This window comes from Nocardioides agariphilus, from assembly GCF_015352445.1.
Lineage (GTDB): Bacteria > Actinomycetota > Actinomycetes > Propionibacteriales > Nocardioidaceae > Nocardioides > Nocardioides agariphilus.
Genome location: NZ_JADKPO010000055.1, coordinates 1 through 11419 on the forward strand (window position 1 = coordinate 1; position 11419 = coordinate 11419).

Annotated in this window: 10 protein-coding genes; 5 read left to right on the forward strand and 5 right to left on the reverse strand. The window is 70.4% G+C overall.

The features are described 5' to 3' along the window. Positions 1-238: 238 nt before the first annotated feature. The 4 genes from ISU10_RS22190 to ISU10_RS22205 form a co-directional block, all read right to left on the reverse strand. Positions 239-676 carry a hypothetical protein gene (locus ISU10_RS22190; protein ID WP_194698638.1) on the reverse strand — a complete coding sequence of 146 codons (438 nt, stop codon included), beginning with the start codon at positions 674-676 and terminating at the stop codon, positions 239-241. 73 nt (positions 677-749) lie between these two features. Further along, the gene (locus ISU10_RS22195) at positions 750-2936 is read right to left on the reverse strand and encodes an MMPL family transporter (protein WP_194698639.1); all 2187 of its coding nucleotides are present in this window, start codon (positions 2934-2936) and stop codon (positions 750-752) included. Between the two features lie 102 nt (positions 2937-3038). Continuing rightward, positions 3039-3260: a putative antibiotic biosynthesis monooxygenase gene (locus ISU10_RS22200; RefSeq protein ID WP_228501748.1), complete on the reverse strand. Its 222-nt coding sequence runs from the start codon at positions 3258-3260 to the stop codon at positions 3039-3041. A gap of 26 nt (positions 3261-3286) precedes the next feature. Then, positions 3287-4222: an NAD(P)/FAD-dependent oxidoreductase gene (locus ISU10_RS22205; RefSeq protein WP_194698640.1), complete on the reverse strand. Its 936-nt coding sequence runs from the start codon at positions 4220-4222 to the stop codon at positions 3287-3289. Positions 4223-4298: 76 nt separating this feature from the next. On the opposite strand from ISU10_RS22205, the gene ISU10_RS22210 reads away from it, so the two are divergent. The 5 genes from ISU10_RS22210 to ISU10_RS22230 all read left to right on the forward strand — a co-directional run bounded on the left by ISU10_RS22210 (position 4299) and on the right by ISU10_RS22230 (position 9641). Continuing rightward, on the forward strand, positions 4299-4895 hold the full coding sequence (locus ISU10_RS22210; protein ID WP_370865792.1) for a helix-turn-helix domain-containing protein: 597 nt from the start codon (positions 4299-4301) through the stop codon (positions 4893-4895). Continuing rightward, the gene (locus ISU10_RS24295; RefSeq protein ID WP_194698641.1) at positions 4892-7603 is read left to right on the forward strand and encodes a winged helix-turn-helix domain-containing protein; all 2712 of its coding nucleotides are present in this window, start codon (positions 4892-4894) and stop codon (positions 7601-7603) included. The genes ISU10_RS22210 and ISU10_RS24295 overlap by 4 nt, the downstream gene beginning before the upstream one ends. Before the next feature lie 84 nt (positions 7604-7687). After that, positions 7688-7912 (forward strand): DUF8691 family protein, encoded by a 225-nt coding sequence (locus ISU10_RS22220; protein ID WP_194698642.1) that lies wholly within the window; start codon positions 7688-7690, stop codon positions 7910-7912. Next, on the forward strand, positions 7909-8844 hold the full coding sequence (locus ISU10_RS22225) for an ABC transporter ATP-binding protein (RefSeq protein ID WP_194698643.1): 936 nt from the start codon (positions 7909-7911) through the stop codon (positions 8842-8844). Before ISU10_RS22220 ends, ISU10_RS22225 begins: the two co-directional genes overlap by 4 nt. Then, positions 8841-9641: an ABC-2 transporter permease gene (locus ISU10_RS22230; protein ID WP_194698644.1), complete on the forward strand. Its 801-nt coding sequence runs from the start codon at positions 8841-8843 to the stop codon at positions 9639-9641. Before ISU10_RS22225 ends, ISU10_RS22230 begins: the two co-directional genes overlap by 4 nt. 9 nt (positions 9642-9650) lie before the next feature. Here ISU10_RS22230 and ISU10_RS22235 read toward each other — a convergent pair whose 3' ends face one another. Next, on the reverse strand, positions 9651-10886 hold the full coding sequence (locus ISU10_RS22235) for an MFS transporter (RefSeq protein ID WP_194698645.1): 1236 nt from the start codon (positions 10884-10886) through the stop codon (positions 9651-9653). Positions 10887-11419 lie beyond the last annotated feature (533 nt).

Here is an 11419-nt window from a genome sequence, read left to right on the forward strand (position 1 = left end):
GCCCACGGCGGCACCACCAGCCTGAAGGACGGCAAACTCCTCTGCCCCTTCCACCACCACCGAGCCCACCACCCCAACTGGGACACCCACCACCACCCCAACGGCACCACCACCTACACCAGACGCCAATAGGCGGCGCGGCTTCTGCTCGTCGAACGTCGTGGAGTGGCGTACGCACGCGCGGCCTGCTGAACGTTGCCAGGGTGGTGAGGGTGACGATCGACGCCGGGTCCCGCCCTCATCGCCACGCGTCGCCTTGCGCGCGCACATATGACTGCCACACGTGACGCCACGGAATGACCGCGAGGACGACGACCACGAGCGAGCAGTTGACCATGATCTCGGTCATCGCATCGTCGAGCGTTCCGTTCAAGGCGTTGGGCAGCGCGACCAGCGTGAGCCAGAGAACCTTCCAGGCCGACTCGAAGATCAGCAGCGGCAGCAGCTTCACGGGATAGCGGAGTCCGAGGAGCGCGAGCGCCGACATCGCGGTGAGTAGGCAGAGGACGACACCCTCGTAGAGGGGGAGTGTGTCGGCCTCTCCCAACAGCGGCCATTTCACGACTGCCAGGCCGACGCCCATCAGGAGATACCCGGCGCGCATCACGTGCAGCCGGGTCGTGGACAGCTGGACGGCCGGGCGAGGAGAAGGGGTGTCGAGGACGGTGGTGCTCATGTCAGGTTCCTTGGCGTTGGGTGGATGCCGCTGGCCTCCGTCAGCAGCCGGAGGCCAGCGGCGATGTGCGGGATCAGCGGCTGACCAGCTCCTGCTCGTCCGAGTCGACGTGCGCCCGAGCCGGCGTGACAACGAGGGGAGCGACCTCAGAGGTTGCCTCGATGCTCAGGCGGGGCAGGATCCGGTCGAGCCAGGTCGGCAGCCACCAGTTGGCCTTGCCGAGCAGCGCCATCGTGGCCGGCACCAGGACCATCCGTACGACGGTGGCGTCGATGAGGATGGCCACGGCGAGACCGAGTCCCAGCATCTTCAGCGACGGCACCGGGCTGGCGACGAAGCTGAGGAAGACAGCGACCATGATCAGTGCGGCTGAGGTGACGACGCGTCCGGTGCCTGCCAGGCCGCGGGCGACCGACTCGGCGTTGTCGCCGGTCCGGGCGTACTCCTCGCGGATGCGCGAGAGCAGGAAGACCTCGTAGTCCATCGACAGCCCGAACAGGATCGGGAACATGATCACGACGATGATCGAGGTGATGGGCGTCGGACCGGCGAGCCCGAGCAGCTGCGCACCCCAACCCCACTGGAACACCGCGACCAGCACGCCGTAGGCACCGCCGATCGAGAGCAGGTTCATCACCGCTGCCTTGAGCGGCACGGCGATCGACCGGAAGACCAGCATCAGCAGGAGGAACGAGATGCCGATGACCGCGCCCACGAAGATCGGCAGGGTCTTCGACAGCTGGGCGTTGAGGTCGTCGGTGACGGCCGTGATGCCGGTGACGTAGGCGTTGGCCGGGATGACCTCGCGCACCCGCTCGATCGTCGCGGAGGTCGCCAGGTCGGCCGGTCCGGTCGTGGGCGTCGCGGTGAAGACCACGGTGTCGCCGTCCGAGGACGTCTGCGCCGGGCTCACGGAGTCGATCCCCGGGACCGAGTCGATCTGGCGGGTGATCCCGGCGAGCCCGGAGGCGTCGATGCCCGGAGCGTCGAGGTCGACGACGACGGTCAGCGGCGCGTTGATGCCGACGCCGAAGCCCTCGGTCAGCAGGTCGTAGGCCTGCCGGTGCGTGGTGTGCGCGGGCGCGTCGCCGGCCGCGGGGAACGCGGTCTGGAGCCAGAAGGCCGGGATGGCGACGACCACGAGGGTGACGACCGCCCCGAGGAGGTAGGGCCACGGGCGCCCGGAGACCCGGTGGCCGAACCGCCACCACACGGTCTCGTGGGCCGGCTTGGTGGGACGGTGCCGGCGCACGAGCCGACCCGTGTCGATCCGGTCGCCGAGCAGGCTCAAGAACGCGGGCAGCATCGTGATGGCGGCTCCGACCGCGGCGACGACCATCAGTGCGGTGGCCAGGCCGATGGAGGTCAGGATGCCGAGACCGGTGATGGCCAGGGCTGCGGTGGCCACGACCACGGTGCCACCTGCGAAGACGACAGCTGCGCCGGAGGTGGCCATCGCCTGGGCGAGCGCCTGGTCGTTCGGCTGGCCCGAAGAGCGGTTCTCGCGGTAGCGCGCCACCACGAACAGCGCGTAGTCGACGCCGACCCCGAGCCCGATGAGCCCGGCCACGGCGATCGCCGACACCGACACGTCCATGACCCCGGCCATCAAGGTGATCGCCCCGATGCTGGCGCCGACCCCGATGATCGAGAGGACGATCGGCAGCACAGCGGCCACCACCGTGCCGAAGACGACCAGCAGGATGAGCAGCGCGACCAGCAGACCGACCGCGGTGTGGGACGAGGTCTCGTCCGGCGCGTTGAGGAACACCGCGTCGCCGCCGAGCTCGACCCGCACTCCGGGTGCCTCGATGCCCGACACCGCGTCCGCGAGCACACCGAACGCCGGCTTGCCCATCTCCCGCTCGGGCACGTCGAGGGTCAAGACGGCGTAGGCGATGCGGCCGTCCTCGGAGATGGTGCCGGCCGCGAACGGGTCGGCGACGGACTCGACGTGATCGGCGGCCATCACCTCGTCGATCACTGTGCCGACCTCCGAGCGGTGAGCCTCGAGGCTCTGCCCGTCCTTGGCCGCGAGGACCACCAGGGCCTGGCCCTTGGCGGCCTCGGGGAAGTTCTCGTTCAGCAGCTGCATCGCCCGGGCGCTCTGGCTACCGGGTGAGGCGAAGTCGTCGGTGAAGGTGCCGCCGAGGGCACCTGCGAGTGCGAACGTGGCTGCAACGACCACGATCCAGCTCGCGATCGTGCGCCACGGGTGCCGTGCGCTGGCCATCGCGATGCTGCGCGTGAACCTGTCCATGATGATGCCTTTCGCTGTGCGGTCTGGTGCCTGTCGGACCGCGAACCTAGGAAGCGATGTGGTGAGGCGGCATCACCACACGTGGTGAGCGACAGTGTGATCTCAGCGAGCGGCCAGCAGCCGCGCCCGAAGCCGGTGCAGGTGCGGCATCAGGCCGTAGATGACGATCGGCACGGCGACCGTGGCGAGCACGAACGTGCGGGGTACGACGGGCAGGTCGCCGAGAGCCTTGCCCAGGGTGAGGTTCAAGACGACGAGGGTGGGTACGACGGCCAGCCAGATCATCAGGGCCAGCTGGTGCTTCGACGGGGGTGGGACGTTCATGTTGTTGCTCCTTGGTGAGTTAGGGGTCAGTTCGTACGGCGGTAGTCGTGCAGGGCTGTGGCGACGTCCTCGTCGACGAGGTCGGCGTTGATGGCGATGGCAGCGGCGGACCCTTCGCCGGCCGCCGTGATGACCTGGGCGCGTGGGTCGGCGACGTTGCCGGCCACCCACACCCCCGCGACGCTGGTGCGCCCCGTGGCGTCCGCGGCCACCCAGCCGTTGTCGCCGACGGTGCAGCCGAGACCGGTGAGCACGCGGTTGTCCGGCACCATCCGGGGCCGCACGAAGACGGCGGTGCGGCGTACGACGCGACCGTCCGCCAGCTCGACGCCCGTGAGCTGGTCGTCCTCGACGACGAGCCTCGTGACGGGTCCGTCCACGACTCCGATCGCCCGCGCCACCAGCGCCTCGCGCACGTCGGGCGCGATGGGCCCTGCGTCGAGGAACAGCACGACGTCGTGCGACCACTGGCGCACCAGCTGCGCGTGCTGGACGGCCTCGGCCGTGGCGCCGATGACTCCGAGCGGCTGGTCGCGCACCTCGTAGCCGTGGCAGTAGGGACAGTGCAGCAGGTCCCGACCCCACCGCTCGCTCACACCCGGGATGTCGGGGAGCTCGTCGCGCAGCCCACTCGCGACCAGGATGCGTCGCGCGCGAAGCACGTCGCCGTCCTCGAGGCGGACCTCGAACCGTGGTGCGGCGCCCTCGACGCGGCGTACGTCGGTGACCAGGCCGGCGACGATGTCGCCGCCATATCCGGCGACCTCCTCGCGACCCAGGCGCAGCAGCTCGGCCGGTGGCAGCCCGTCTCGGGACAGGAAGCCGTGCATCTCCCGGGCAGGAGCGTTGCGGGGTGCCCCGGAGTCCACGACTGCTACGTGACGCCGTGCCCGCGTCAGGACCAGCGCTGCTGAGAGGCCGGCGGCTCCGCCACCGATGACCACGACGTCGTACTCGTTCATGGGACCAGCGTGCGCGGCCTGGCGGCCGACGACAACAAGGGTTGCCAATTCCGGGAATTCACCTCAGCATGGCCGGGTGGCCGACCAGGACCCGGTAGCGACCGCCCTCGACCTCGTGGGTCCCCGGCTCCGCGCCGTGCGCAAGGAGCGCGGTGTCACGCTGACCGACCTGTCCGAGCGCACCGGGATCTCCAAGAGCACGCTCTCGCGGCTCGAGAACGGCCAGCGGCGGCCAAGTCTCGAGCTGTTGCTGCCGCTGGCCCAGGCCTACCGCGTGCCTCTCGACGACCTCGTCGGCGCACCTGAGGTCGGGGACCCGCGCATCCGCCTCAAGCCGCGTCGCGTCAACGGCCGCACCGTGCTCCCCCTGACCAGGCAGCCCAACGGTGTCCAGGCCTGGAAGATCGTGATCCCCTCCCGGCAGACCAAGCCGCAACCGCGCACGCACGACGGCTATGAGTGGCTCTACGTGCTGTCGGGCCGGATGCGGCTGGTGCTGGGAGACCGCGACCTGGTCCTGGAAGTCGGCGAGGCAGCCGAGTTCGACACCCAGCTGCCGCACTGGTTCGGCAGCACCGGCGACGGGCCGGCCGAGGTGCTGAGCATCTTCGGGCGCCCCGGCGAGCGGATGCACGTGCGGGCTCGGACGTCGCGGCGGGAGACCGCGCAGTGACGAGCGCGCCGCTGCTGCAGACCAAGCTCTACGCGCCGCGGCTGACGCATGCGGCGGTCGACAGGCCCCGGCTGACACAGGTGCTGCGCGGCCGCCTGGGCGAGCGGTCCTCCGTCGTGCTGGTGTCCGCGCCGGCCGGCTTCGGCAAGTCGACGATCCTGGCCCAGGCGCTGCTCGGTGGATCGAGCGGGCAGGGCTCCCCCTCGGTCGCGTGGCTCTCCCTGGACGACGGGGACAGCGATCCCGAGACCTACTGGGGCTACGTGCTTGCCGCTCTCCGCAAGGCGTCTCCCGAGGTCGGTGCCTCGGCCGCCTCCCTCCTGGAGGCGCCCGGGAGCACGCCGATCACCACGGTGCTGACGAGCCTGATCAACGACCTGGCGTCGTCCGATCAGGACCTGGTGCTCGTGCTCGACGACTACCACGTCATCCACCAGCCCGTCATCCACGAGGCGATGACCTTCCTCGTCGACCACCTGCCCTCGCAGCTGCGACTCGTCGTCGCCACGCGATCGGACCCACCACTGCCCCTTGCGCGCCTGCGCGCGCGGGGTGAGCTCGTCGAGGTGCGAGCAGCCGACCTGAGGTTCACCGAGCCCGAGGCCGCGGCGTACTTCGAGGCGATGGGCCTGACGCTCTCGCCGGGCGAGCTCACGACGCTGGAGGGCCGAACCGAGGGGTGGGTCGCAGCGCTGCAGCTCGCGGCCCTCTCCCTGCAGGGCCGCGACGACGCCGCCGGGTTCATCGACGGGTTCGCCGGCGACGACCGGCACGTGGTCGACTACCTGGTCGAGGAGGTCGTGCAACGCCAGTCGGCGGGTGTGCACGACTTCCTGCTCCGTACGTCGGTCCTGCCGCGCCTGTCCGGGTCACTGACCGACGCGGTCACGGGCCGCAATGACGGGCGCGCGATGCTGGAGAGCCTCGACCGCGACAACCTGTTCGTGGTGCCCCTGGATGACCAGCGTCGTTGGTACCGCTACCACCATCTGTTCGCCGACATGCTCCGCGCTCGCCTGCTCGACGAGCTACCCGACGAGGTGCCGGAGCTGCACCGGCGGGCCAGTGCCTGGCACGAGCAGGACGGCGACATGGCGGCTGCCATCGACCATGCCGTTGCTGCAGGCGACGCCGATCGGGCAGCCGGCCTCGTGGAGGCGGCACTGCCCGCGATGACCAGGGAGCGCCGCGAGGCGCGGCTGCGCCGATGGATGGAAGCCCTCCCGGACGACGTCTTCGCCCGTCGCCCCGTGCTGGCCAACGGCTACGTCGGAGCGCTGATGTCCACGGGTGAGATCCGCGGCGTCGAGCCCCGTCTGCAGATCGCGGAGCGCTGGATCGAGATGGCTGCGGCCGAGCCCGGCGACGTACTCCCGGCCGGTCTCCTGTTCGCCCACGAGCAGGAGTGGCGTCAGCTCCCCGCCCGGGTCGCGATCCAACGGGCCGGGCTGTCCCTGATGGCCGGCGATGTCGCGGCCACGATGGATCACGCGCAGCGGGCCCTCGACGCGCTGGGTCCCGACGAGCACCTCGGACACGGTGCGGCGACCGCGCTGAGGGGCTTGGCGTCCTGGCGCCTGGGCGACCTCGCGGCCGCGGAGGCGGCCTACGCCGAGACGATCGGGCACTTCGTGCTGGCCCGCCACGTGCCCGACATCCTCGGCTGCACGGACACGCTGGCGGACCTGAGGCTCACGCTGGGTCGCCTGCGCGACGCCGAGCGCGCCTATCGCGAGGCCCTCGACCTCGCCGAGGCAGAAGCCGGACCGGTGCGCGGCACTCCGGACATGTACGTCGGCCTGGCGAGCTGCCTGCTCGAGCGTGGCGACATCGAGGCGGCCAGGCTGCACCTCCGGATGTCTCATGACTTCGACGAGCACCTCGGGCTGCCCCGGTACTCGCACCGCTGGCGGCTGGCCGAGTCCCGCATCCGCGCGGCGGAGGGAGACCTGGGCGGCGCCCTCGCGATGCTCGACGAGGCGGAGCAGGTCTACGACCTCGACTTCTCCCCTGACGCGCAACCCGTGGGCGCCAGGCGGGCCAGGATCTGGGTCCGTCAGGGCCGGCCGGACCTGGCCCTGGCCTGGGCCGCGGAGCGCGGCCTGAAGGTGACCGACGAGCTTGCCTACCTGCGGGAGTTCGAGCACCTCACCCTGGCTCGGGCCCTGCTCGCGGCCGGCGACGCCGAGGTCGTGGGCTTCCTCGGCCGGCTGCTCGCGGCCGCTCGCGCCGGCGGTCGTCTCGGCAGTGCGCTCGAGATCCTCCTGCTCCGCGCCCTCGCGTTCCAGCAGGCCGGGGATGCCCGCGCGGCGCTCGACGCGGTCGCCCAGGCCCTCGAGATGGCTGAGCCCGAGGGGTACGTGCGCACCTTTCTCGACGAGGGACCCGCCATGGCTGCGCTGCTGACCGCGGCTGCGAGCCGCGGCATCGCACCGCCGTACGTCGCCAGGGTGCTGGGCACTCGCAACACGACCCCGGTCGAGCCGGCACCGCTGCCGCAGGGCCTGGTCGACCCGCTCAGCGAGCGCGAGCTCGACGTGCTCCGTCTGCTGGCGAGCGAGCTGAGCGGCCCCGAGATCGCGCGGCACCTGGTCGTGTCGCTCAACACCGTGCGTACGCACACCAAGAGCATCTACGCCAAGCTCGGCGTCGGGTCGCGACGGGCTGCCGTACGTCGTGCCGAGGACCTCGGGCTGCTGCGCCGCTAGCCGAGTCGGCTGGGCGAGAACCGCCACGTGGTTCACCACATCTGGTGATCCGCGCTCCCCACATCGGTTCCTAGGTTCCCGGTCATGAGCAAGACCGAGACCTACGAGATCCGCATCCAGGGTCGGCTCGACGACCGATGGGCGGCGTGGTTCGACGACATGGAGATCCACGCTGCCCCGGACGGTGGCACGGTCATCCGGGGCGAGGTCCCCGACCAGGCAGCCCTGCACGGGCTGATCCAGAAGGTCCGTGACCTCGGGCTCCCGCTGATCTCGGTCACCCACCACGACACAGGAGCGACCTCATGATCAAGCTGGACGCCGTCACCCGGACCTACGGTGACTTCACCGCCGTCGACGAGGTGAGCTTCACCGCCCGGCCCGGTCGGGTGACCGGGTTCCTGGGACCCAACGGCGCGGGCAAGTCCACGACGATGCGCGTCATCGTCGGGCTGACCCGTGCCACCTCCGGCAGTGCCACGGTGTCGGGCCGCAGGTACGTCGACCTCCCCAACCCCGGCCGCGAGGTCGGCGTGCTGCTTGACGCCTCCGCACAACACGCCGGTCGCACCGGTCGCGAGACCCTCACCATCGCCCAGCGCTTCATGGGCCTGCCGAGCGCCAGGGTCGAGGAGATGCTCGAGCTGGTCGGCCTGACGTCCGACGAGTCGTCTCGACGGGTGCGCGACTACTCCCTCGGCATGCGGCAGCGGCTCGGCCTCGCCACCGCGCTGATCGGCGACCCCGGCGTGCTGATCCTCGACGAGCCGGCCAACGGCCTCGACCCTGCCGGCATCCGTTGGATGCGAGGGCTGCTCCGGGACTTCGCCGACCGGGGCGGCACCGTGCTGCTCTCCTCGCACCTGCTGCACGAGATCGAGGTCGTCGCCGACGACCTGGTCGTCATCGGCAACGGCCGGATCGTCGCCCAGGGCGCCAAGTCGGAGCTCCTCGCCTCGGCCGGCGCGGTCGTGCGCACCACCGAACCCCTGGTCCTCGCCGAGGCTCTGGCCGCCCAGGGCGTCACCTCGTCGTACGTCGGCGAGGACGGCCTCCTTGCCCAGGCGAACGCCGAGCATGTGGGCCGCACCGCCTTCAGCGCGGGCGTCGCTGTTCTCGAGCTGCGACCCGCAGACGGCGCCGGTCTCGAGGAGATCTTCCTCCAGCTCACCGCGGACACCCAGCGTGATGCCGCGTCCCAGACCCCGTCGGCACCTCACCTCGAAGGAGCACTCGCATGACCGTCGTCCAGCACCGGGTTCCGAGCCCGGCCACTGACCGCATGATCCCGTCGATCCCGATGGGTCGGATCGCCACCACCGAGCTCCGCAAGATGCTCGACACCCGATCCGGCTTCTGGACGATGGCCAGCATCGCGCTGGTCTCCCTCGCCACGACCGGACTTGTCATCCTTTTCGCCGACCGCGGGGACCTCACCTATAGCACCTTCGCCGCGGCGATCGGCGTGCCGATGTCGCTGATCCTGCCGATCATCGCGATCTTGTCCGTGACGGCGGAGTGGAGCCAGCGCAGCGGCCTGACGACGTTCGCCCTGGTGCCGCACCGCGGACGGGTCATCACCGGGAAGCTGATGGCCGCCCTCGCCGTGGCGATCGTGGGGACCCCTGTCGCCTTCGCGATCGGCGCCCTCGGCAACCTGGGCGGCGCCGCCATCGCGGGAGTCAGCCCCGTGTGGGATCTCACCCTCACGCACCTGCTCACCATCGAGCTGGCCAACGTGCTCGGCATGCTGGTCGGGTTCATGCTCGGTGTCGTGGTCCGCGGCTCGGCCGGGGCGCTGGTGGCCTACTTCATCTACCAGTTCCTGCTGCCCACCCTCGGACTGATCCTGGCCGCCAAGCAGGCGTGGTTCAGCGACCTGCAGCCCTGGGTGGACTTCGACTTCGCGACGGGTGCCCTGCTGGAGGGCTCGGTGACGGCGCAGCAGTGGCTGCAGCTCGCCATCACCGGCCTCATCTGGCTGGTCGTCCCGCTGGCCGTTGGCCTGCGACTCGTCGTACGCGCCGAGGTCAAGTAGCCCGAGGCCTCAGCGCACCTGCCTGACCGGGAGGATCGCCGCGGCGGCCACCAGGGCGCAGACGCCGGCGACGGCGTAGAGCACCGGGTAGCTGCCTTGGCCGACCGCCAGGATTGCCGGGGCGATGGCCGGGGCCAGCGAGAAGGGCAGAGCTCCGGCGATGTTCAGTACTCCCAGGTCCTTGGCGACGCTCTCCGGGCCCGGCAGCACGTCGGCGACCAGGGCGAGATCGACGGCCAGGTAGACGCCGAACCCCACGCCGCCGAGAGCCATCCCGACGAGGAAGCCGTCGTAGTCGTCGGCTGCCGAGATCAGGAACAGGGCGATGCCGTAGAGCCCGGCGGGCCCCGCGACCAAGGCCTTGCGTCGACCGGTGCGGTCGGAGATGCGGCCGCCGAGGAGGGCGGCGACGACGACGCACGAGGATTGGACGAGGGTGCCGACGAACACCTGGTGCGGGACGTCGTCCTCGGCCGTGCCGAGGTGCTCCAGCAGGTAGTAGGCCTGGAAGGTGACCAGGAGGGCGTAGGCGAACAGGAACATGAAGCGGCTCACGAACGCCCAGGCGAAGTCGGAGTGGCGTCGCGGCGAGACGTAGTAGCTGCCGAGGAGCTCCCGCACCGACCAGGGCGACCGGTCCGCGGGATCGAGTCGGCGGTCCTCGAGCCTGACGACCAGCAGTACGACGAACACAGCACCGATCGCGCACGGCGCGAGGAACATCGCCAGCTCGTGGCCGGCGAAGACGTTGACCACGTAGCTCCCGCCGACCGAAGCCACGGGCAGGCAGACGCCGAGGATGCCGGACACGGTGCCGCGCTGGGCGACCGGCACCTGGTCCGGCAGCACCGCCACGATGGCGGCCAGCATCGCGTTGAAGAACAGCTGAGCCAGGCACCACCCGACCAGCACCATCGCGACGGTCTGCGCCAACGCGACCACCAGGATGCCGAGCGAGCCGCCGACGAGACCGATCAGCATCCACGGCCTCCGCATGCCGTACGACGACGTCGTCCTGTCGCTCAGCCGCCCGAAGACCGGGTTGGCGAAGAGCGAGACGAACGAGCCCGTCGCGGCGATGAGCGACAGGCTGTTCGGGGCCCGCTCCGTGCCCACCAACGCGTTCACCTTCAGGGCGAGGGTGACGAGCAGCGGCGCGATCAGGACGAGCGACGTGGCGAAGTACGCCGCGGCATAGGTCGCGACGAACGCCCAGCCGACCCGCGTCCCGCCTTCGTCGCGCATGCGCTGATGATGGGTAGCAGGGCGCTCCTTGAGAAGGGCCAGGCGTTGTCTGGTTTCGAGACAGGCGCTAGCGCGCCTTCCTCAACCAGCGGGGGTTGTTGTTGGTTGAGGAGGTCGCGCAGCAACCGTCTCGGAACCGTGGGGGTGGTTGGCGTTGTCTGGTTTCGAGACAGGCGCTGGCGCGCCTTCCTCAACCAGCGGGGGCGGCGCTGGCGCGCCTTCCTCAACCAGCGGGGGTTGTTGTTGGTTGAGGAGGTTGCGCAGCAACCGTCTCGGAACCGTGGGGGTGGTTGGCGTTGTCTGGTTTCGAGACAGGCGCTAGCGCGCCTTCCTCAACCAGCGGGGGCGGCGCTAGCGCGCCTTCCTCAACCAGCGGGGGTTGTTGTTGGTTGAGGAGGTTGCGCAGCAACCGTCTCGAAACCATGGGGGTGGTTGGCGTTGTCTGGTTTCGAGACAGGCGCTGGCGCGCCTTCCTCAACCAGCGGGGGTTGTTGTTGGTTGAGGAGGTTGCGCAGCAACCGTCTCGAAACCAT